The sequence below is a fragment of the Microbacterium sp. Z6_144 genome (assembly GCF_057197625.1).
The window spans coordinates 330,806-353,716 of sequence record NZ_JBXVPT010000002.1 but is presented as its reverse complement, the minus strand read 5'-3'; the positions used below and the strand labels follow the sequence as shown (position 1 = coordinate 353,716).

Genomic DNA, 22,911 nt, shown 5'->3' with positions numbered 1-22,911 from the left:
TCCTCATCTCGTGTGACCTGCCCGGCCCTGCGGGCTCGACAAGGCGAGCTCGCGCGAGCCGGTTTGGGGGGAACGGGATCGACGACGTCGCGACATCCCACGGAGGATTTACAACGTCGTAAATGCCGTACGCGACACTCTGGCAGGGCCGCTGCGCGCGGTCAAGAGCCACTGTGCAACGTTGTGAATCACCGGCCGGCGTGCCCCGCCGCGGCAGGAGCGCGGCTCAATCCTGATCGAACGGGGAGGGGCCCAATTCGGCGAGAAGCTCCGACATCCGCACGTACGCGCGGTTGCGATACGCGATGAGCTCCGCGATGCGGTCGGCGTCCAGTTCGCGGAACCCTCCCCCGGTCTTCGTGCCCAGGCGGCCCTGGTCCACGTTCTCCTGCAGGATCTGCGGAGTGGCGAAGCGCTCGGGGAAGTCCTCCTGCAGCGACCGGTAACAGAAGGCGTACACATCGAGACCGGCCATATCGGCGATCGCGAACGGGCCGAAGAAGGGCATCCGGAAGCCGAACGTCGACCGCACGATGGCGTCGATGTCCTCCACCGAGGCCACGCCCTCGTCCACCAGTTGCGTCGCCTCGTGGAACAGGGCGTACTGCAAGCGGTTGAGGACGAAGCCGGTGGCATCGCGCACCCGCGCCGGCGTCTTGCCGGTGCTGCGGACGATCTCCATCGCGACGCGGATGGCTTCGTCGCCGGTGGTGTCATGCGGGATGATCTCCACGCCGGGGATGAAGGGGGCGGGATTGGAGAAGTGCACCCCGACGAAGCGCTCGGGCCGCTCGACCGCCGAGGCCAGGCGGTTGATCGAGATCGTCGAGGTGTTGCTGCCGATCACCGCCGTCCCGGTCGCGCGGGAGATGCGCGCGAGGGTCTCGTGCTTGAGCTCCAGGCGCTCGGGCACCGCCTCTTCCACGAAGTCGGCGTCGGCCACGGCGGATTCGATGTCGGCGGCAGCGCTGACGTTCGCCGCCACCAGGGCGGACGCGCCGGCGGGGAAGAGCCCCTGCTGCTCGAACTCGTTCGCCTCGGCCACGAGCCGTGCGAGGTTCGCCTCGGCGATCTCCGGGGTGGCGTCGGTGATCACAACGGTGTGCCCGGCGATCGCGCACACCTGGGCGATGCCTCCCCCCATGTAGCCGCTTCCGATGATCGCCACCCGGCTCATGGGGTTCCACCGGTCGTGTCGCCGGGGGCGGAGTCGTACTCGTCGATGACCGCCACCTTCGCCGCGGACGCCGAGGTCGGGTCGAAGCGGTAGCCGAGCCACTCCGAGACCAGGCGCTTGGCCAGTTCCAGGCCGATGACCCGCTGCCCCATCGTCAACACCTGGGCGTCGTTGCTGAGCACGCTGCGTTCGACGGAGTACGAGTCGTGCGCAGTGACCGCGCGGATGCCGGGGACCTTGTTGGCCGAGATCGCGACCCCCAGCCCGGTGCCGCAGACCAGCAGCGCGCGATCTGCCTGACCGGCCGCGACGCGCCGGGCGGCGGCCACCGCGACGTGCGGGTATGCCGTGGCCTGGTCGCTGCCGACCCCGACGTCGACGACCTCCGCCACGCGGTCGTCCTGCTCGAGCAGCGCCTTGAGCGCCGTCTTGTACTCGTATCCGGCGTCGTCGCTTCCGACGACGATGCGGAGTGGTTCGTTCATCGTGATCCTTCCCTTGCGTCTGAGGCGATCGCCGTGACGATCAGCGCGAACGACGTCGCACCCGGATCCGGGTGGCCGACACTCTTCTCCGCCAGCGGCCGAGCCCGGCCGAGGGCCGGCCGCATCGCGGCCGTCCCCTCCGCGGCGGACGTGGCCGCCGCCGCGGCGTCGGAGAGCGCATCGGCGATCGTCGCGCCGTCTCGGAGCCGATCGCCGAGGACCCGGACGTACGGGCCGATCGCGTCGACCATCGTCTTGTCTCCCACGTGGGCGCCTCCCCGAGCGCGCACCACCCGCAGGGCCGCGGTGGCCGCCGTGGCGATCGTGTCGCGGGTGTCGGGCTCGTCGCCTTCGAAGGCCGCTCCCACCGCGCGGAGCATCGCGCCCCACAGCGCCCCCGAGGTACCCCCGGCCTTCTCACTCCACGCGTCGCCGGCGTCCGACAGCATCCGCGAGATACCGCGACGCGGGTCGGCGGCGGCGTACGCAGCCTCGGTCCCCGTCCGCATCCCGACGCCGTGGTCACCGTCGCCGGCGATCGCATCCAGACGACCCAGTTCCTCGGCGTGGGCCGCGACCACGTCGCGGGCGACGCTCAGCAGACCCACCGCCACCTCGGCAGCGGCCTGCGAAGCCGGGGATGCCTCGGCCACGACCTCGGCCGGCTCCTCCGCTGCCGCCCCGGCGCGGGCGCCGGTCACCACGCGCCCGGGCACCAGCGAGCCCTTGCGGTAGGCCGCCGACTCCGCCGGCGCCGCCCACAACGGCTCCAGCTCGTCGTCCAGCCAGACCAGCGTCACCGAGGCCCCGGCCATGTCCAGGCTCGTGACGAGTTCGCCCACTTCGGGCTGCACGATCGTCAGACCGGCATCGGCGAGCAGCGCGGCGACGTCGCGGTAGAGGACGAAGAGCTCCTCGTACTTCACCGCCCCCAGCCCGTTGACGAGCACGGCGACGCGGTCGGCGCGGTCGTCCGGCACATCCTCGAGTAGCTGTTCGATCAGCTGGCGGGCGAGATCCCGCGAGCCGGTCCGCGGCACGTCGCGGATGCCGGGTTCACCGTGGATGCCGAGGCCGATGGACATCATGCCCTCGGGGACGGTGAACAGCGGGGCATCGGCGCCGGGAAAGGTGCAGCCACCGAAGGCCACCCCGAGGGAGCGCGTGCGATAGTTCGCCCGCTGCGCGAGTCGTTCGACCTCGTCGAGGTCGTCGCCGCGTTCGGCGGCCGCTCCCGCGATCTTGAACACGACGAAGTCGCCCGCGATCCCGCGACGGGCGGTCCAGTCCTCGATCGGGGCGCTCGCGATGTCGTCGGTGACGAGCACCGTGCGCGTGTCGATCCCTTCGCTGCGCAGACGATCCTGCGCCTCGCCGAAGTGCATCACGTCGCCGGCGTAGTTGCCGTAGGAGAACAGCACTCCCCCGCCGGCGTCCGCTGCCCGGCCGACGCGATACGCCTGACCGGCGGAGGGGGACGTGAAGATGTTCCCGCACACCGCGCCCGCTGCCATTCCCGGACCGACGACACCGGCGAAAGCGGGGTAGTGCCCGGAGCCGCCGCCGACGACCACGGCGACCGACCCCTCCTCGGCGGGCACCGCACGGACGACTCCGCCGTCGACCGCGCGGACGACGCTGGCGTTCGCGGCCACGAATCCTTCGAGCGCCTCCGCGACGAAGTCGTCGGGCTTGTTGGCAATACGCGTCATGGGTGTCTCCCTCGCATTGGCCCTGTCTCTCGCCTGGGCGGTGTCACTGCAGTTGGCGGACGCGACTGGTGCCGCGCGCATGGCCCTCGCGGCGGGGCAGCACGTACCTGCGCAGGTAGTCGCGGTTCTCGGCGCAGACACTCAGTCCGTCGCCGCCGTAGTTCTCCAGGCAGATGACCCCCTGGAACCCCTGCTCGAGGGCGTATCGGAAGGCCCACCGGTAGTCGATGACCCCTGTCGACAGCGGGGACGGGGCAGCGAAGTAGAAGTCCCCGGCGACATCCTCGTCGCGGACGTAGTTCTTCACGTGCCAGAAGTTCGCATACGGCAGGGTCTTCTCCACCAGCTCCTCCCAGCGCTCGACCGGGCGATGGAGGCGAATGAGGTTGCCGATGTCGGGGTTGAGCCCGACGTTGTCCAGGCCGATCTCCTCGACCAGGCGCACGGCCAGATCTCCCGAGCCGAGGAAGGTGTCTTCGTACATCTCGAGGGACATCAGGATGCCGGCTTCCTCGGCGTGCGCGCCGAGCTCTCGCAGTCGCGCCACGGCGAGGTCCCAGTCCGCGGGGTCGTCGTGCGGTCCCTCCACCGTCCAGAACCACAGCTGAGCCGACTGCGCCGGTGTCAGCGGGCGATGCAACCCGAAGGACACCGTTCGGATGCCCGCGGATGCGGCGGCCTCGATCACCCGATGGCTGTACGCCAGGTTCTCCCCACCATGGGCCGGGTCGATCACGCTCCGCCGGATCGCGGAGAGCGAGACGGGTTCGACGCCGCACGCGGTCGCGGTGGCGACGAACTCCGAAAGCCGGCCCGGCGAGAGGTCGGCCAGCCTCACCCACGAGTCCGTGACATCGAGCATGTCGAACCCCGCGTCGGCGATCTCGGTCAGGTCTGCCGCCCAGACCTCGGCATCGGCATCCGTCACGGCCGTGCCGTCGCGCAGCGTCCCCGGAAAGGGCAGCGCGGCTGCGGCGATGGGCCATGTCTCGGCCGTCCATGCGGTCATCCGTCGGTTTTCCTCTCGATGCGAACGGGGGTGTCCAGGACCGGATCCCCGACGACACGGACGCCGCCGGTCAGCGTGATCCGCACCGGCTCCGTCGTCCGCGCAAGCGAAAGCCCCGCGAAGAGGTCGATCGCGCCGGGCTCGACGATGCGGCGCCGGTCGAGCCCCGTGAACGAGAAGCGATCGGCGGAGAGGGTGAAGGTCACCCTCGCGGCCTCGCCGGCCGCCAGAGCCACGCGCGCGTAGCCGACCAGCTGCGCCACCGGCCGCGTGACCTGGGCGACCGGATCGCCCGCGTACAGCTGCACCACGACGCCGCCCTCGCGATCGCCGGTGTTGACCACATCGACGATCGCGTGCACGGTCCCTGCCACATCCACCTCCTCGGCGTCGACCGCGAGGTCGACCAGGCTGAACCGGGTATAGGAGAGGCCATGACCGAACGGGAAGGACGGGGCGATCGACAGATTGCTGATGCGGTCGCCGTCCTGTCCCAGCGGCGGGGCGAGGTAGGTGTGCGGGATGGCCGCGCCGGTGTGCGGAACCTGAACCGGGAGGTGCCCCGACGGGTTGACCTGCCCCGTGAGCACGCGCGCGATGGCCCCCGCCCCCTCCACCCCGGGGAAGAACGCCTGCACGATCGCCGCGGCGCGTCCGACGAACCGCCCGAGGGCGTAGGGCCGGCCGGACACCACGACGAGAACGACCGGCGTACCGGTGGCGAGCACCTCCTCGACCAGGCGCGTCTGGTGACCGGGAAGATCCAGATCCGGCGCGTCCGATCCCTCGCCCGACGTGCCCCGGCCGAACATTCCGGCGCGGTCCCCCACCACCACGACGGCGACATCGGCGGTGCGGGCCGCCGTGACCGCGCGCTCGACATCTCCGGCGGCCGGCGCATCGACGAGCGGCGTGCCGTCTTCGGCGACCACCTCGGCGTCGGGGAGGGCGTCGGCCACCGCTTCCGCGATGGTCCGCGCGGCGATGCCGAGCCCGAACTCGGGATGGCGCGGCAGCACGTGGATCGGATACGAGTACGCGCCCAGGAGGACACGGGGATCGCGCGCGCCGGGTCCGACGACCGCCACGCGGCCGGTGGACGGGGACAGCGGCAGGACGCGTTCGGGGTTGTCGAGAAGGATGATCGATTCCTCCGCGAGGCGTCGCGCCACGCTCCGGTTCCGGGCGCTGTCGAGGTCGTGCGGCTGCGGTTCCGCCGGCGCCCATCCGTCGTCGAGGAGCCCGAGATCCAGCTTCTGCCGAAGCACCCTCCGCACGGCCGTATCAATCTCCGCCGCCGTGCGATCGGGATCCGGATCGTCGACCCCCAGCTGCGTGTACGCCGACGTGTCGGGCAGTTCGACATCCATGCCGGCGTGGAGGGCGAGCCGACCGGCATCGGCCATCGACGCGGCCACCCGATGCTGGGACTTGAGGAAGGCGATCGCCCAGTAGTCCGAGACGACGGTTCCCCGGAAACCCCACTCGTCCCGGAGGACCTCCGTGAGCAGCCAGCGGTCGGCGGCTGCGGGCACCCGGTCGGTCTCGGTGTAGGAGTTCATGACACTGCCGACGGCGCCGGTCCGTACCGCCATCTCGAAGGGCGGGAGCACGAGGTCGCGCAGTTCGCGCTCGCGCATGGAGACCGGCGTGTGGTTGCGCCCGCCGCGAGAGGACGCGTGACCGGCGAAGTGCTTGAGCGTCGCGATCACCCCGCTTCCCTGCATCCCCCGCACGTACTCGGTCGCGAGCGTCGCCACCACGAAGGGGTCTTCGCCCAGTGTCTCCTCCACACGGCCCCACCGATAGTCCGTCACGACGTCGAGCACGGGAGACAGCCCCTGGTGCACCCCGACCGCGCGCATGTCGTCGCCGATGGCGGAGGCCATCTCACGCACGAGGTCGCGGTCGAACGTGGCGGCCCACGCCAGCGGGGTGGGATACACGGTCGCCCCGAGGGTGGTGAAGCCGGTCAGGCACTCCTCGTGCACGATCGCCGGGACGCCGAGCCGGGTGCGGGTGCGGAGGAACTGCTGAGCTGCCCGCACCTTCTCCATCCCGTCGCGCGGGTCGACGGGCGTGGTTCCGAAGACGCGCGTGAGGTGCCCGATCCCGGAGGCGGCCGCCTCCTCGAACGGGCGCCTGCCGCGCGCCAGGACGTCCTGCATGGGGGCGATGATCTGCGACGCGTCCCGCGTGTCCTCCCAGTGGCTCCCCAGTTGACCGAGCTTCTCCTCGCGGGACATCTCCGCCAGGAGGGCCTCCACGCGCGCTTCCGGGTCCGCTTCGGGGTTCCGCCACACCGGCGGCGCCGTCGGTCGGTCGGTGATGGGCGTATCCGTCATCGTGTCACCCGAGCTCACCGGAGGGTCACGGCCGCCCACGACACGGGCGGCAGCGTGAGCTCCACCGTGTGCTGGTCGACCTGCCGGGTGGCGATGTCCTGCAGGCCCACCCGCTCACGGTCGTCGAGGGTGTTGGCGGCGTGGATGTCGGCGTCGTGCAGCCCGACCGCGGACACGACCCCGACGGCACCCAGCATGGTCGCGTCGATGTCGAGCGTGATCTCCTCCTCGAGGCTGCGGTTGACGACGAACAGCGTCGTCTCGCCGCTCTCGGGATCGTGGGTGGCGACAGCGTCGACGACGGGGACTTTTCCGTACAGCGCGGTGTCGTACTCGGGTGCCTCCAGACGCACCTCGAGCGCGTTCCCGCGCGCGAGCCGGGCCGTCTCGGCGAACGGGAAGAACGTCGTCTGGCGCCACGCCGGACCGCCCGGTTCGGTCATGATCGGGGCGATGACGTTCACCAGCTGAGCCAGGCTTGCGGACTTCACGCGGTCCGCGTGGCGGAGGAGCGAAATGAGGAGGTTGCCGACGACGACGGCGTCCGCGACGGAGTAGGCGTCCTCGAGCAGGCGCGGGGCGACCGGCCACTGTTCGATGTCGGTGATCTTCTCCTCGTCGTTGTAGCGCGACTGGTACCAGACGTTCCACTCGTCGAAGGAGATGTCGATCGTCTTGTCGCTCCGACGTGCCGCCTTGACGTGATCCGCGGTCGCGACGACGGCGTCGATGAAGCGATCCATGTCGGTGGCCGACGCCAGGAAGCTCGCGTAGTCGCCGTTCTTCGGCTCGTAGTAGGCGTGGCACGAGATGAAGTCCACGTCGTCGTAGGTCCGCTCGAGCACGACGCGCTCCCACTCACCGAAGGTGGGCATCCCCGCGCCGGAGCTCCCGCAGACCACCAGCTGCAGGTCGGGGTCGACCTGGCGCATCGCGCTGGCCGTCTTCGCTGCGAGGCTCCCGTACTCTTCGGCGGTGCTGTGGCCGAGCTGCCACGGGCCGTCCATTTCGTTGCCGAGGCACCACATGCGGATGTTGTGCGGCTCGGGGCTGCCGTTGTGCACCCGCTTGTCCGACCAGAACGTCCCCGAGCGCAGGTTCGCGTACTCCAGCACGTCGAGCGCCTCGAGCACGCCCCGGGTGCCGAGGTTGACCGCGTACATGACGTCGCTGCCCGCCTTCGCCGACCAGCGAGCGAACTCGTCCAGCCCGATCTCGTTGGTCTCGGTCGAGTGCCACGCGAGGTCGATGCGACGGGGGCGGTCCTCGCGAGGGCCGACCCCGTCCTCCCAGCGGTATCCCGACACGAAGTTCCCGCCCGGGTAGCGGACGGTGGAGACTCCGAGTTCGCGGACGAGTTCCAGGACGTCCGAGCGGAAGCCGTCCGAATCCGCCGAGGGATGCGAGGGCTCGAAGATCCCGTCGTAGACGCAGCGACCGAGATGTTCCACGAACGACCCGAAGAGGCGCCGGTCGATGCCTCCGACGACGAAGTGCGGGTCGATGGTCACGCGTGCAGAAGTCATGCTTTTCTTTCCGGAAGAGGGTGGAACGGACGGGGCGGAGACGGTCACTTGAGGCTGCCGATCGACAACCCGCCCTGCCAGTAGCGCTGCAGGGTGAGGAAGGCGATGACGAGCGGGATGACGGAGACAAGGGAGCCGAGGATGATGATGCTCCACAGCGAGGTCCCGCCGGAGTTGTTGGCCGATGCGATGCCCTGCCACAGACCGATCCCGACGGTGACGGGGAAGAGACGGTTGTCCGACAGCATCGCCAGGGGCAGGAAGTAGTTGTTCCACGACGCCACGATCGACAGCAGCAGCACCGTGACCACCGCGGGGCGCAGCATCGGCAGGGCGACCTGGACGAAGATGCGGAACTCGCTCGCTCCGTCCACCCGGCCGGCGTCCAGCAGCTCATCGGGCACGGCGTCGCGGGCGTACACGTGCATGAGGTACACCCCGAACGGGTTCAGCAGGGTGGGCAGGATGACGGCCCAGATGGTATTGGTGAGCCCGAGCTCGGAGAACATGATGAAGGTCGGGATGACGAGCGCGGTGGTGGGTACCATCACCGACCCGAGGAGGATCGCGAAGCTCACCCGCCGGCCGGCGAAGCGGTATTTCGCGAATCCGTATCCCGCGGCCACGGCCAGCACGGTGGCACCCAGACCGCCGGCGACGGCGTAGAGAGCCGAGTTCGCGAGCCACCGCAGGTAGATGCCGTCCTGGAACGTGAACAGCTGGGAGATGTTCCCGGCATAGTCGATGACGTCGTCGAACCACAGCGCGCTTCCCCCGCCGAACAGGCCGGCCGCCGTCTTGGAGCTGTTGACGATCACCCACCAGAACGGGATGAGGAAGTAGACCACGAGGAAGCCGAGCAGGAGTTGCAGCGGAAGGAATTGCCGCCGCGTGGCCGAGCGGCGTGATCGGTCGACTGCCGTGGTCATGAGAGGAAGCTCCCCCGCTTACGGGTGATGAACATGAACAGGTACACGCAGACGAACACCACGGCGCCCAGCGCGAACGAGATCGCGGAACCGTAGTTGTAGTTCGCCAGGGCGAAGGCCTGCTGGTACGCGTACATGTTGGGGGTGAAGTCGGCGGAGATGGCTCCCGCCGCCAGGTAGCGGAGGATCTGCGGCTCATTGAAGAACTGCAATGTGCCGATGAGCGCGAACACGAGGATGAGCACCAGCGCCGGCGCGATGAGGGGGATCTTGATCCGCAGCACGATCTGCCACTGGCTGGCCCCGTCGATGCGCGCCGCCTCGTACAGAGTGGGGTCGATCCCCTGGAGCGCGGCGTAGAGGATGATCATGTAGTAACCGGCCCACTGCCAGATGACGATGTTCAGCAGCCCGAAGAAGATCAGATCGCGGCTGAGGAAATCAGGACCTGCGAGTCCGAACATCCCGAACAGCTCCGCCAGCGGACCGAAGCTCTTGCTGTAGAGGAAGCCCCACATCAGCGCACCGATCACGGCGGGGATCGCGTAGGGCAGGAACACCATGAGCCGGGAGAACCGGGCGAATCGTCCGGTCACGATGTCGAGGATGAGAGCGACGGCCAGCGAGATGGCCATCTGCAGGGGGATCAGCACGAGCGAGAAGCGCAGGACGAACCAGATCCCGCCCAGGAAGCTGGCGTCCGTGAACGCCTTGACGTAGTTGCCGAACAGCACGAACCGGGTGCCCCCGATGAGCTGGTTCTGGAACAGGCTCAGGTAGAGCGCGAAAAGGAGGGGCGCGACCAGGAACGCGAGGAAGACGATCGCGAACGGTGCGACGAAGCTCCAGCCGACGAGCGACTGCCGGCCTCGGCGCCGGGGACGCCGGGCGGGTGCGGCGTCGGCGATGGTGGCGCTCTGCGCCAGATCAACGGTCATGGGATTCCTCCGGGGAAGCGGATGGACGCGACGCCGCGTAGGCCGGCCCGGTAGGCGGACCGGCCCACGCGGAGCGGCTCACTCGACGGTGAAGCCCTGTTCCTCGGCGTAGGCGACGACGTCCTCCTGCAGCCGGTCGGCGGCCTCGGAACCCGACACCGAGCCCTCGTTGATGGCGGCCAGCTGTTCGGTGAAGGCGTCGAAGTAGTACTGGCCGAACGGCGTGTAGGTCATGCCCTCGTAGGCGTTGGCCGCCGGCACGTACACCTCCGAGTTCGCCTGCTGGCCCCCGAAGAACGGCACCTCGTAGTCGACGAACTCGGGAGAGTTGAGCGCGTTGAGGTTCAGCGGGAAGATGACCTGGTTCTGCCATCCGTCGGCGAGGGATGCCTCGTCGGCGTACAGGCCGAACGCGGCCATCGCCGCCAGCTCGGGGTTGCGGGCCTGGCTGGTGACCGAGAACGCCGATCCACCCCAGTTGACCGACACGGGATTGCTGGTGTCCCACTGCGGCAGCGGGGCGGTCTTCCACACCCCCGCGTCCTGCCCCTCGCCGACACCCGCGCCGGTGAGGTATCCCGGCGCCCAGGCCGCCGAGATGTACGTGGCGTAGTCGCCGCCGATGACACCGGAGATGTACTCGGGGGTGAACTGGTCCTGCGTGCCGACGAGGCCCTTCTCCACGAGCCCGGCCCAGTAGTCGAGCACCTTCTTCGACGCGTCGTCGTTGAGGTCGATGCCGATGGTCTCGGGGGAAGCCGAGTCATAGGTGAAGGGCTGCGCGCCGGCCTGGTACTGCAGCGCCATGAAGGAGGCCGGGACGTTGGCACCCAGATCGCCGAACAGGGGTCCTCCGGCATCCTTCACGGTCTGCGCGGCCGCTTCGTACTCGGCCCACGTGGTGGGCGGGGTGATCCCGTACTGATCGAAGATGTCGGCGCGGTAGATCATGCCCATCGGACCGCCGTCGACGGGAACGCCGTAGATGCCGTCACCGACGGAGACGTCCTTCCACGCACCCTCGCTGTAGTCGTCCTGGACGTCTTCGTAGCCGTAGTCGCTGATGTCGATGATCGCTTCCTGGATCTGGAAGGTCGGGATGCGGTCGGCCTCGATCATGATGACGTCCGGAGCCCCCGTCTCCGCCGTGATCGCGGTCTGGAACTTGTCGTACTCGTCGCCGCCCTGACCGACGTTGGTCCAGCAGACCTGCACGTCGTCGTTCTGCTCGTTGAAGTTGTCGACGACGAGCTCCATGTTCGGGTACCAGGCCCACATCGTGACGACGGGCAGGTCCTCTTTCGGGATCGTGTTGGTGCAGTTGGTGGCGTCGTTGCCGCCGGCGGCGTCGCCACCTCCTCCCCCTCCCCCACCGGTGCAGGAGACGAGGGCGGCCGCGAGCACGACGGTGGCGCTGGCAGCAAAGACCGGCTTTGTCTTCACGGGATTTCCTTTCGGATGCTGAGACCTCTTTGTCACGCAGGATCACGCTCGTGCAGGACCGGCGTTCGGGAAGCCGAGCGCTTCTACAACGTTGTAGAGCAACGTTGTAGAAACACTATGACGCCCCGCTCACGAGTGTCAAGATCCGGTGCTCGCCGGGGGACGATCCGCGGGAGGGCGGTGATCAGGGGCGCTCGGCCCAGCCCCTAGAGTGGGGATCTACGGCGGCGGGAGGGGGACCGATGGGGCCGACGATGCATGACGTCGCCCGTGTCGCGGGCGTGTCCATCAAGACGGTGTCGAACGTCATCAACGACTACCCCCATGTCCGGCCAGGCACCCGCAGCCGCGTGGAGGCGGCCATCGAGCAGCTGGCGTACCGGCCGAACGCCTCCGCGCAGGGCCTCCGCTCCGGCCGCACCGGAATCATCGGACTGGCCGTTCCCGCGCTGCGCGAGAACTACTTCGCAGAGCTGTCGGACTTCATCATCCGTGCCGCAGAAGCCCGCGGACTCGGGGTCGTCGTCGAACAGACGAACGGCGACCGGGCGGCGGAGCTTCTGGCGGTGTCCGGAGGCCGACGGCGGTTCACCGACGGCCTGCTCCTCAGTCCGGTGCGCCTCGGCCAGCGCGACGCCGCCGTGCTCGACGTGGATTACCCGCTCGTCCTGCTGGGCGACCGCATCTTCGGCGGGCCCACCGACCACGTCGCCATCCACAACACCGAGGCCGCGCGCGCAGGCGTGGAGCACCTGTTGTCGATCGGGCGCCGTCGGATCGCCCTTCTGGGGGGCAGCGAAGACGCCGCCGGGGAATCGAGCTCGGCGAGCCTGCGCCTGCGCGGATACCGCGAGGCACTCGCCTCCGCCGGAATCGCCGAGGATCCCGCGCTGATCCGGCCCGTCCTGCACTGGACGCGTGCGGCCGGCGCCGAAGCCGTACACGCGATGATCGCGGACGGCGTGTCGGTCGACGCCGTCTTCGCTCTCAACGACACCCTGGGCCTCGGTGCGCTCCGTGCGCTCGCGGGCGAGGGCCTGGCGGTCCCCGACGACGTGGCCGTCCTCGGGTTCGACAACATCGATGAGGCGCGCTTCTCCGTGCCCTCGCTGTCGAGCGTGGATGCGGGCAAGGAGCGCATCGCGGAGATCGCGGTGGACCTTCTCCTCGAGCGCATCGCGGAGAAGGGCCCGCGGCAACCCCCGCGCACCGTGCAGCCGGAGTTCACCGTCGTCGCTCGCGAATCGACCGGTTTCGCCACCGACGAGTAACGCCGAGTCCGCCTACCCCGGGTGGGACGACGCGTCCCGCCATCGGTCCCGCGGAGTGAGCGGAACGAGCGCGGGCGGCCGCACGGTGGAGGTGATCGCGAGCCGTTCGCCGGAGGCAGCCGAACGGAGGAGGCCCTCCATCACCTCCAGGACGTGCATGGCCATGGCGCCGTCCGCGCGAGGGGTCTCCGTCGTCACGAAGTCGATGAGGCCCACTCCGCGCCCGGCCTCGGCGTACCCCGCGGAGGGCTCCAGGTCGCTCCAGTCGGTGTCGCCGACACGACGGAGCCGGACGACACCGTCGAAGAGGTTCGGGTCGGGGACCTGGATCGACCCCTGCTCGCCGTGCACCTCGATCGGCGGGGCGGCGGTACCGCCGCCGTCGAAGCTCATCACCACGGTGGAGACCGCGCCGCCGGAGTGCTGGAGGATGCCGGTCACGTGCGTGTCCACCGCCACGGGGATGGTCTCACCGGCGCGAGGGCCGGTGAGAATCGTCCGTTCGGACCGCGTGCGGCTCGCGGCGCCCGTGACCGTGGTCACCGGCCCGAGCAGGTGCACCAGGCTCGTGAGGTAGTACGGCCCCATGTCCAGAAGCGGCCCGCCGCCGGGGGCGTAGTAGAAGTCGGGCGCCGGATGCCAGTGCTCATGGCCGGGGGCCACCCAGGTCGCCGATGCGGCCACGGCCCGTCCGATCGTCCCGGAGTCGACCGCATCCCTCGCCGTCTGCACGCCCGTGCCGAGAACCGTGTCGGGGGCGCCACCGAGCCGGCAGCCCGCGCGTGCGGCGGCGTCCACCACGGCGCGGGCCTCCGCGACATCCACCGCGAGGGGTTTTTCGCCGTACACGTCCTTGCCGGCCGCGATCGCCTGGAGGGCGATGTCGGCGTGCGCGGCGGGGATCGTGAGATTGAGCACGGTCTGCACCGACGGGTCGGCCATGAGCTGCGCCACCGAGAGGGCCCGAGCGCCCGGAATGGTCGCGGCGATGCGGTCGGCGCGCGCCGGATCGAGGTCGGCCACCGCGGTGATCTGTACCGCGGAACTCCCGACGAGGGTCTCGAGGTACTGCCGCGAGATCACCCCGAGTCCGACGATGCCTATGCGGTGCGGGCTGCCCACAGCATCCCCCGTTCGATGATGGTGCGCACGTTCGGGTCGCGGAGCACATCGGGGCTGTGACCGGGGGTGGCGACGAAGATCCGGCCGGCGCCCCACTCCCGCGTCCACACCGCCGGGCTCACCACGGGACGATGCCAGGGGTGGTAGGGACGCACCGGATGCGTCGTGGTCGCCAGCACATCGATCAGGTCGTCGTGCAGCACCCAGTACTGCTCCGTGTCGAGGGCGAAGTCGTCGAGCCCGGCGGTGATCTCGTGGGCTCGGCCCGCGGCGGTGATCTCCACCCGGTGCGGCAGGAAATTGTCGCGCTCGTCCCCCGGCCGCTCGTCGGGCCGTCGGCCGGGGTGGGTGGCGAACTGGCCCCCGATGAGGTGCAGGTAGTCGGATGCGGCCCGGTACGAGTCCGCGATCCCGCCGTGCCAGCCGGCCAGTCCGGTGCCGTTCTCGACCGCGGCGCGCAGGCCGCGGAGGGCCTCATCGGAGATGGTGGACATCGTGACGGACTGCACGACGAGGTCAGTGCGGGCCATCGCCTCGGCATCGGCGTAGACGTCGTTCGTCTCCTCCACCCGCACCTGGAATCCCGACTCCTCGAGGAAGGGGAGGAAGAGCTCGGTGGACTCGCGGGGATGGTGCCCGTCCCACCCACCTCGGACGACGAGTGCGTGTCTCATGTGATCTCCTCCGCGAGGGCCGTCCCCGCTGCCGCCGGCTTCAGCGCGCGTCGGCCGCGCGGGCGGTGGCTATCGCATCGTAGGCCGCACGGACTTCGGGTCGAGCATCCGATACCGCGTCGCGCTCCAGGACGACCGGCCAGGAGGGGCGCGCGCCCGTCAGCGTCCACGCCGCCTGACGCGCCGCGCCCAGGGCGACATACTCCGCCGGGGCGGGTACGGCCACGGGAACGTCGAAGACCTGCGCCGCGATGCGGGCGACCGCCTCGCTGCGTGCCGCGCCGCCCACCAGGAGCACGCGCTCGGCGGTGACCCCGAGGCTGCGGATGGCGTCGAGACCGGTCGCAAGTCCGGCGAGCATCCCTTCCACGGCGGCGCGGGCGAGGTTCTCGCGCGTGGTGTTGCCCAGCGACAGCCCCGACAGCGAGGCGCGCGCGTTCGGCAGGTTGGGGGTTCGCTCGCCCTCGAACCAGGGAACGAGCACAACTCCCCCGGCGCCCGGCACGGCGTCGAGCGCGAGTGCGGCCAGTTCGTCGTGGGTGACGCCGAGGAGGCGGGCTGTGACGTCGAGTACGCGCGCCGCGTTCAGCGTGGCGACCAGGGGGAGGTAGCCGCCGGCGGCGTCGGCGAATCCGGCGACCGTACCGGTCGGGTCGGCCACCGGGTGATCGGTCACGGCGAAGACGGTGCCGGAGGTGCCGATGGAGACGCCGACGTCGCCGGGTGCAGCATCCAGCCCGAGGGCCGCCCCCGCGTTGTCGCCGGCTCCCGGGCCGACGAGGACCCCACCCGGCGTCGTCCCGGCGTTCTCGCCCGGACCCAGCACCGTCGGGAGGACGGCGTCGTGCCCCAGCGCCACCGTGAGCAGTTCGCGGTCGTACCCGTCCGGACCCCAGTACGCGGTGCCGGAGGCATCCGAGCGGTCGGTCGTCAGGGCGTCGAGCTCGGGGTTCTCCGGGCCGAATCCGCGGAGCCGCCAGGTGAGCCAGTCATGGGGCAGCGCGACGGCGGCCACTCGGGCGGCGTTCTCCGGCTCCGCATCCCGCAGCCACCGGAGCTTGGTCGCCGTGAAGGATGCGACGGGCACGACGCCGGTGCGGGCCGCATAGGCGTCGGCCCCCACCTCGGCGACGAGGTCGGCGGCCGCCTGTGCGGAGCGTGTGTCGTTCCACAGCAGGGCGGGCCGGATGACGCGCCCTGCGGCATCGAGCGCCACCATCCCGTGCTGCTGCCCGCCGATCGAAATGGCCGCGACATCGTCGAGGCCACCGGCGCTCGCGATCGCGGCCTGGAGCGCGACCCACCAGGCCTCCGGGTCGACCTCCGTGCCATCGGGGTGCGCTGCGCGCCCCTCACGGACGATCGCGCCCGTGCCGGCGTCGACGATGACGATCTTGCACGACTGCGTCGACGAGTCGACTCCTGCCACCAACGCCATCACATGCTCGCTCTCTCTGCGGCGTGGAGTGTCCAAGACACCCGGGTGCGTTCGTGCCGCATCCGGGTGTCTCGGAGACTCAGGAAACGGACGTGCTCAGCCGCGCGCGCCGAGGAGGTGCTCGGTCGCCAGCTGCTGCAGGCGGACGAATCCGGCGCCCTTGCCACCGAAGTACACCGACGTGTCGAAGTCCTCGTAGGCGGAGCTGTCGGCGAGGAAGTCGTCGTAGCTCTCGCCCTCGTTGAGGGTCGGCGTGGACAGCTCGTCGACCTTGGCGGCGGCGAGCGCCTCCTGCACCTCTGGGTCGGCGCGGAACGCTGCGGCGCGCTCCTTGAGGAGGAGGTAGGTGCGCATGTTCGCCGCGGCCGACTCCCAGACACCCTTCTCGTCCTCGGTGCGCGAGGGCTTGTAGTCGAAGTGACGGGGGCCGTCGTAGGCCGGCACGCCGCCCGGGCCGCCGTTCTCCAGCAGGTCGACGAGCGCGAAGGCATTGTGCAGGTCGCCGTGGCCGAACACGAGGTCCTGGTCGTACTTGATGCCGCGCTGCCCGTTCAGGTCGATGTGGAAGAGCTTGCCGTGGTACAGCGCCTGGGCGATGCCGGCGGCGAAGTTCAGGCCCGCCATCTGCTCGTGACCGACCTCGGGGTTCACGCCCACCAGCTCGGGGCGCTCGAGCGAGTCGATGAAGGCGATCGCGTGGCCCAGCGTCGGCAGCAGGATGTCGCCGCGCGGCTCGTTCGGCTTCGGCTCGATGGCGAAGCGGATGTCGTAGCCCTTGTCGGTGACGTAGTCGCCGAGGAGGTTGACCGCCTCGCGGTAGCGCTCGAGGGCCTGACGGATGTCCTTGGACGAGTCGTACTCAGCGCCCTCGCGTCCACCCCACATGACGAAGGTCTTCGCGCCGAGTTCGGCGCCCAGGTCGAGCTGGCGGAAGACCTTCCGCAGGGCGAATCGGCGCACCTGCCGGTCGTTGGCGGTGAAGCCGCCGTCCTTGAACACCGGAGCGCTGAACAGGTTGGTGGTGACCATCGGCACGATCAGGCCGGTGTCGCTCAGCGCGCCCTTCAAGCGGTCGATCTCGGTCTGACGCTCCGCATCGGTGGAGCCGAAGGCGAAGAGGTCGTCGTCGTGGAAGGTCAGTCCGTACGCGCCGAGCTCGGCCAACTTCTCAACGGCGTGGACGACGTCCAGAGCGGGGCGGGTCGGGCCGCCGAAGGGGTCGGAGCCGTTGTAGCCGACGGTCCAGAGACCGAACGAGAACTTGTCCTCGGGGGTGGGGGTGGCCATGATTCTTCTTTCCTCGTCGAAAAATGTTGCCTTAAACAACCTATCGGCGCTCACGGCCGAGGTCAACACCCTCCGGGATGGCCGCGCGGCCCTGTGCGGCCCGGTTTCGGGGATGCCGATGGCCGGGACGGCGCGGCGTCGAAAGTTTCGCTCTCGCCGTAGAATCCGGTCATGACATCCGATACCGAGACGTCCCGTGTCCGCCTCGTCGACATCGCGGCCGAGGCCGGAGTATCGCTGTCCACCATCTCGAAGGTGCTCAACGGACGTAGCGACATCTCCCCCCTCACCCGCGCGCGTATCCAGGAACTGCTCGCCTCGCGCGGCTACACCCGGCGTGCGTCCTCGGGGCGAGACCGCGGGGAGTTGATCGACCTTGTCTTCCACGAGTTCGAAGCCAGCTGGTCGATGGAGATCATCGCCGGTGTGGAGGAAGTGGCCAAGGAGCACGGACTGTCCGTCGTGGTGACCGAGAGTGGCAGCCGCCATTCGCTCGAGCCGGAATGGATGGAGGCCGTCCTGCGCCGGCGCCCGGCGGGGATCGTGCTCGTGGTGTCGGACATCCCCCTCGAGCAACGCCGGCAGCTGGCATCCCAGAACATCCCCTTCGCCATCGTCGACTCCGCCGGCGATCCGCCGGCCGATGTCGCGTCGGTCGGCTCGGCCAACTGGGCCGGAGGGCTCGCCGCGACGCGCCACCTCATCGAGCAGGGCCACACGCGGATCGCCGCGATCACGGGGCCCGACGACATGATGTGCTCCCTCGCGCGCCTTGATGGTTACCGCTCGGCGATGGCGAGCGCGGGTCTCGCCGTCGACCCGGGATGGGTGCGGTTCGGCTCGTTCCACGTCGAGGGCGGTCGCGAGGCCGCGCTCGAGCTGCTGACGCTCGCCGACGCTCCGAGCGCGATCTTCGCCGGGAACGATCTGCAAGCGCTCGGCGTGTACGAAGCGGCGCGCGCGCGGGGGCTGCGAGTCCCCGACGACCTGTCCGTCGTGGGCTTCGATGACATCGCCCCGGCGCAGTGGGTCAGCCCGCCCCTGACGACGGTGCACCAGCCGCTTCGCCGCATGGGAGCAGAAGCGGCGCGCATCGTGCTGCGCGCATCCGCGGCCGACCGGGATGCCGCCGCTCCCCGGATCGACCTCGCCACGCACCTCGTGGTGCGCGGAAGCACCGCCCCTCCCCGCTGAGCAACGCATCCCGAAGCGGCGACCGACACGCCCGGTTCTCGCCTCCGGTTTGAGGGACAGGATCTGTCGGGTCCCGCCCGGGGGAGCCGGCAGATGCTGTCCCTTAACGCGGCGCGACCCGGCACCGGGATTAAGGGGGGCGCGCTCGCGCCGGGGGAAGGCCAGGACCCCATGGGAGCGCACCCAACGGAACTTTCGGTGGAGTTTCGTCACGTTTGCGTAACGAACGCCCGAAACGGCGCGAGTGCGGAGATATGTTGGCGCGCACAACATGACCGCGCAAAGGAGCGCCCGTGTCTCGACGATTCCTCCCCCTCGTCTCCCTGGCCGCTGTGGGGGCCCTTGTGCTCACGGGCGCCCCTCCGGCTACCGCAGCGCCTGTGGTCGTCAGCGCCGTCGATTTCGAAGACGGCACGATCGGCACGTGGGCCCAGAGCGGCGGGGCGACCGACACGCTGAGTGTGGTCGACCTCGACGGGAGCACGGTGCTGCAGGTCGCGGATCGCTCTGCGGACTTCGTCGGACTGCAGAGCCCGGCCGGGATCTACGAAGCCGGCACCACGTACAGCTTCTCCATGCGCGTGCGCCTGGCCGAAGGAACACCCGACAGCTCAGCGCGCTTCGTCATGAAGCCCGCGTACGACTGGATCGGCAACACGCCCGTGACGTCCTCGGCATGGACCACGGTGAGCGGCACGTACACCGCCCCCGCCGGGGACACCTCACAGCTGCAGGCCTACATCGGCACCACGGACATCGCGGGCGGTGGCCCCTACACGTACTACGTCGACGACATCGTCGTGACCGCCGATCCTGCCGACGACGGCGGCGGCACGCCCGACGTTCCGCCCGGCGGGGCCGTGAATCCCACCGCCACACCGGTCGCCGCGGCCGAGGGCAGCGGGAACGTCGCGGCCCTCACCTTCGACGACGGCCCGAACCCGGGCACCACACCGGCGCTGCTGGACTTCCTGGCCGAGCGCGATATCCGCGCGGTGTTCTGCGTGATCGGCCAGAACATCACCGCGCCCGGTGGAGCCGACATCCTGCGGCGGATCGTCACAGAGGGCCACGTCCTCTGCAACCACTCCACCACGTATGACGACATGGGCGGTCTGTCCGAGGCCGAGGCGGCCCAGCGCATGGCCGAGAACCTCACGATCATCCGCACCGCACTCGACGACCCCGACCACCCGGTGCCGTTCTTCCGTGCACCCAACGGGTCGTGGGGCAACACTCCCGCCGCGGCCGTCTCGCTCGGCATGCAGCCCCTCGCGGTCGTGAACACCATCAACGACTGGCAGACGCAGGAGGAAGCCACCCTCACGGCGAACCTGCGCGCGGCGATGAAGCCCGGCGAGGTCGTGCTCGTCCACGATGGCGGCGGCGAGCGCTCCGGATCGCTGGCGGCCACCCGCACCGTCGTGACCGAACGCCTGGCCGCGGGCTGGTCGTTCACGCTGCCCGCCGGCACGCCCGACGGCGGCGAGGAGCCGGGCGGACAGCCGCCCGGCACCGTGCTGCTGGACACCACCTTCGACGACGGTCTGCTGGACGGATGGGCGCCGCGCGCTGGCTCGGGTTCGTCCGCGCCGGTCGTCGCCGTGGTCGAGGGCGGCGCGGCGGACACCGCCTTCGCGGCGCAGGTCTCCGGTCGCACGCACGAGGGCGATGGCATCCAGCGCGACGTCGCGGACGTCCTGCTCCCCGGGCAGACCTACCGGATGTCGGCGGCGGTGCGCTTCGCGCCGGGCGCCGCGGTCGGCCTGGGTCTCTCGGTCTCGATGCGCACGGTCACCGGCGGATCGGAGAGCTACGCGAACATGCTGCAGATCGACAACGCCTCGGCGGATGTCTGGACGACCATCGAGGGCGAGTTCACGGTCCCGACCTACGACACCGACGCCGAGCTCTACATCGAGGCCCGCTACAACAGCGGCAACACGTCGACCTTCCTCGTCGACTCGCTGCGGGTGTGGGTGCCGGAGCCGTCAGCGGTCGACACATCGCTCGTGCCGCTGAAGGACACGCTCGACTTTCCCGTCGGAGTCGCCATCGACTCCCGCGAGACGACCGGCGGAGCGTCGGAACTGCTGCTGCACCACTTCGACCAGATCACGCCTGAGAACCATATGAAGGTCGAAGCCTGGTACGACGGCGCGCAGAACTTCGTCCGCCACGCCGAGGCCACCGCGCTGCTCGATTACGCCCGGACGAACGATCTGCGCCTGTACGGACACGTGCTGGTGTGGCACTCCCAGACGCCCGCGTGGTTCTTCCAGGACGACACCGGACGGGAGCTGACGAACTCCCCGGCGGATCAGCAGCTCCTGCGCGAGCGCCTGCGCACCCACATTCATGCGGTAGCCGCCTCCATCGCCGAGGACTACGGCCCGTACGGCTCGGCCACCAACCCGGTCGTGGCGTGGGACGTCGTCAACGAGGTGATCTCCGACCAGAGCACCCCCGACGGACTGCGCACGAGCCGTTGGCACGACGTCCTGGGCGAGGAGTACATCCATCTCGCCTTCCGGTACGCGGATGAGGCGTTCAACGACACGTACGCCGCCCCCGGCGCCGACCGTCCGGTGGGTCTCTTCATCAACGACTACAACACCGAGCAGGACGTCAAGGGCGCCCAGTACGAGGCCCTCGTCGAGCGGCTCGTCGCCGCCGATGTGCCCATCGACGGGGTCGGCCACCAGTTCCACGTGTCGGTGAACACGCCGGTGGCGGCGATGGAGAATGCGCTCGCGCGCTTTGCGGGAATGGGTCTGATGCAGGAGGTGACCGAGCTGGATGTCACCATCAACCCGGCGACCGAGGCCAACCGCATCCGGCAGGGGCACTTCTATCGCGACGCGTTCGCGATGCTGCGTGGCTACCATGCGGCGGCACCGGAAGACGAGAAGCTGTTCGCCGCGACCGTCTGGGGGCTCACCGACACGCGCTCGTGGCGCGCGGAGCAGCAGCCCCTGCTGTTCGACGGCGCGCTGCAGGCCAAGCCGGCGTACTTCGGCGCGGTGGATGACGCGGAGAACCTCCCGCCGCTCGTCACCACCGCGAACGTGTTCGGCGGAGACGTCGCCCTCGCCGACGGCTTCGCCGAGGCTCCGGAGTGGCGCAACCTTCCGGAGAATCCCCTGACCGGCGGCGTCAGCGGCTTCCAGACACGCTGGAACGCCGATCACCTCACGGTGCTCGTGCGCACCGCGGAGGTGCCCGAGCGACTGGAGTTCACCTACCGCGGGGCGGAGTACACGTTCGACGAGGGCGCCCCCGACTCGGTCGCCGGCATCGCCGGCACGGTCGGCGACCACCACGTGGTGGCCGTGCATCTGCCGCACTCCGGCATCTCCGTGGGCGACACCGCCGACTTCGACGTGCGCGTGATCGTGAACGAGGAGGTGCGAGGCGCCTGGAACTCCCCCGGCGCCACGGGCCGCCTGACCTTCCTCGAGCCGCTGTCGTTCCTGCGCATCCCGGAGCTGACCGCGCCGGAGGTCGACGGGGAAGTGGACCCGGTATGGGCCGATGCCCCGGCGGTGACCACCGCGACGACGGTCGAGGGAGATGCCGCCGGTGCCACCGCCGATGTGCGGGCGACGTGGCGCGGCAACACCCTGTACGCGCTGTTCGACGTCACCGACCCCGCTCTGGACCTCACCAGCAGCGATCCCTGGAACCGTGACTCGGTGGAGCTCTTCCTCGACCTCGGCAACAGCAAGTCCGGGGCGTACGGTCCCAACGACACACAGATCCGGATCACCGCCGACAACCAGCTGTCCTTCGGCACCGGCAACGCTGCGGCGCAGCAGGCGCGTGTGCTGAACAGCGCGACGACGACCACCGACACCGGATACCGGGTCGAGGTGGCCGTCGCGATGATCGGCCAGTCCGGCGGGCAGAACGACGTGCCGCTGGGCGGCGCCGGGACGTTCCACGGCATCGACTTCCAGGTCAACGACGGCCGCGCCGGCGTGCGAGCCGCCGTGCACACGTGGGCGGAGCCGACGGGCACGGGCTACCAGAACACCGCCCGGTGGGGCGTCGCCGAGCTGGCCGCAGCAGGTCCCGATCCGACAGACCCGACCGATCCGACCGATCCGACCGATCCCGCTCCGGACCCGAACACGCCGAGCGTGATGCCGCTGCCGGGAAGCTCGCTGACCGACGGCAACAGCGGGGGGATCACGCTCCCCGCGACCGCGCGGCGGGGCGACGCAGATCCCCTCGCCGGAACCGGTGGCACAGTCCCGCTCGGCGCCGTCGCCCTCGGTGCCGGGATGCTGGCGCTCGGCCTGGTCCTGGCCTTCGCGCGACGGCTCCGGAGGAACTGAGGCGGTTCGCTATTTCGTGGT

General features: G+C 70.0%; 16 protein-coding genes. 3 read left to right on the top strand and 13 right to left on the bottom strand.

All coding sequences use genetic code 11. The features are described 5' to 3' along the window. Window positions 1–226: 226 nt before the first annotated feature. The 9 genes from AC2DGY_RS13795 to AC2DGY_RS13755 form a co-directional block, all read right to left on the bottom strand. On the bottom strand, window positions 227–1,177 hold the full coding sequence (locus tag AC2DGY_RS13795) for a 3-hydroxyacyl-CoA dehydrogenase family protein (RefSeq protein ID WP_484510327.1): 951 nt from the start codon (window positions 1,175–1,177) through the stop codon (window positions 227–229). Then, entirely contained in the window at window positions 1,174–1,662 is a 489-nt protein-coding gene (locus AC2DGY_RS13790) for a ribose-5-phosphate isomerase (RefSeq protein WP_484510326.1), read from the bottom strand. Before AC2DGY_RS13790 ends, AC2DGY_RS13795 begins: the two co-directional genes overlap by 4 nt. After that, window positions 1,659–3,374, bottom strand: a complete 1,716-nt coding sequence (locus AC2DGY_RS13785; protein WP_484510325.1) for a dihydroxyacetone kinase family protein — start codon at window positions 3,372–3,374, stop codon at window positions 1,659–1,661. Before AC2DGY_RS13785 ends, AC2DGY_RS13790 begins: the two co-directional genes overlap by 4 nt. A 43-nt stretch (window positions 3,375–3,417) precedes the next feature. Next, window positions 3,418–4,383: a sugar phosphate isomerase/epimerase family protein gene (locus AC2DGY_RS13780; protein WP_484510324.1), complete on the bottom strand. Its 966-nt coding sequence runs from the start codon at window positions 4,381–4,383 to the stop codon at window positions 3,418–3,420. Continuing rightward, on the bottom strand, window positions 4,380–6,728 hold the full coding sequence (locus AC2DGY_RS13775; protein WP_484510323.1) for a glycoside hydrolase family 3 N-terminal domain-containing protein: 2,349 nt from the start codon (window positions 6,726–6,728) through the stop codon (window positions 4,380–4,382). Before AC2DGY_RS13775 ends, AC2DGY_RS13780 begins: the two co-directional genes overlap by 4 nt. 14 nt (window positions 6,729–6,742) lie before the next feature. Beyond that, a complete protein-coding gene (gene arfA / locus AC2DGY_RS13770; protein ID WP_484510322.1) occupies window positions 6,743–8,254 on the bottom strand; it encodes an arabinosylfuranosidase ArfA in 1,512 nt (503 codons plus the stop codon). Between the two features lie 44 nt (window positions 8,255–8,298). Beyond that, complete coding sequence (locus AC2DGY_RS13765; RefSeq protein WP_484510321.1) at window positions 8,299–9,183, bottom strand: carbohydrate ABC transporter permease; 885 nt, start codon at window positions 9,181–9,183, stop codon at window positions 8,299–8,301. Beyond that, window positions 9,180–10,121, bottom strand: coding sequence for a carbohydrate ABC transporter permease (locus AC2DGY_RS13760; RefSeq protein ID WP_484510320.1), 942 nt, complete (start codon window positions 10,119–10,121; stop codon window positions 9,180–9,182). Before AC2DGY_RS13760 ends, AC2DGY_RS13765 begins: the two co-directional genes overlap by 4 nt. Before the next feature lie 78 nt (window positions 10,122–10,199). Next, window positions 10,200–11,564, bottom strand: coding sequence for an ABC transporter substrate-binding protein (locus AC2DGY_RS13755; protein ID WP_484510319.1), 1,365 nt, complete (start codon window positions 11,562–11,564; stop codon window positions 10,200–10,202). Between the two features lie 254 nt (window positions 11,565–11,818). On the opposite strand from AC2DGY_RS13755, the gene AC2DGY_RS13750 reads away from it, so the two are divergent. Further along, window positions 11,819–12,835: a LacI family DNA-binding transcriptional regulator gene (locus AC2DGY_RS13750; RefSeq protein ID WP_484510318.1), complete on the top strand. Its 1,017-nt coding sequence runs from the start codon at window positions 11,819–11,821 to the stop codon at window positions 12,833–12,835. Between the two features lie 12 nt (window positions 12,836–12,847). On the opposite strand, the gene AC2DGY_RS13745 is transcribed toward AC2DGY_RS13750, so the two are convergent. The 4 genes from AC2DGY_RS13745 to xylA form a co-directional block, all read right to left on the bottom strand. After that, window positions 12,848–13,957: a Gfo/Idh/MocA family protein gene (locus AC2DGY_RS13745; protein WP_484510317.1), complete on the bottom strand. Its 1,110-nt coding sequence runs from the start codon at window positions 13,955–13,957 to the stop codon at window positions 12,848–12,850. Then, window positions 13,936–14,631, bottom strand: a complete 696-nt coding sequence (locus tag AC2DGY_RS13740; RefSeq protein ID WP_484510316.1) for a ThuA domain-containing protein — start codon at window positions 14,629–14,631, stop codon at window positions 13,936–13,938. The genes AC2DGY_RS13745 and AC2DGY_RS13740 overlap by 22 nt, the downstream gene beginning before the upstream one ends. 40 nt (window positions 14,632–14,671) lie before the next feature. After that, window positions 14,672–16,069 carry a xylulokinase gene (gene xylB / locus AC2DGY_RS13735; RefSeq protein ID WP_484510315.1) on the bottom strand — a complete coding sequence of 466 codons (1,398 nt, stop codon included), beginning with the start codon at window positions 16,067–16,069 and terminating at the stop codon, window positions 14,672–14,674. A gap of 96 nt (window positions 16,070–16,165) precedes the next feature. After that, window positions 16,166–17,356, bottom strand: a complete 1,191-nt coding sequence (xylA, locus tag AC2DGY_RS13730) for a xylose isomerase (RefSeq protein ID WP_484510314.1) — start codon at window positions 17,354–17,356, stop codon at window positions 16,166–16,168. 171 nt (window positions 17,357–17,527) lie between these two features. Here xylA and AC2DGY_RS13725 point away from each other — a divergent pair, with 171 nt between their 5' ends. Next, the gene (locus tag AC2DGY_RS13725; protein WP_484510313.1) at window positions 17,528–18,550 is read left to right on the top strand and encodes a LacI family DNA-binding transcriptional regulator; all 1,023 of its coding nucleotides are present in this window, start codon (window positions 17,528–17,530) and stop codon (window positions 18,548–18,550) included. Between the two features lie 293 nt (window positions 18,551–18,843). Then, window positions 18,844–22,890 (top strand): endo-1,4-beta-xylanase, encoded by a 4,047-nt coding sequence (locus AC2DGY_RS13720; protein WP_484510312.1) that lies wholly within the window; start codon window positions 18,844–18,846, stop codon window positions 22,888–22,890. The last annotated feature ends 21 nt before the right edge of the window (window positions 22,891–22,911 follow it).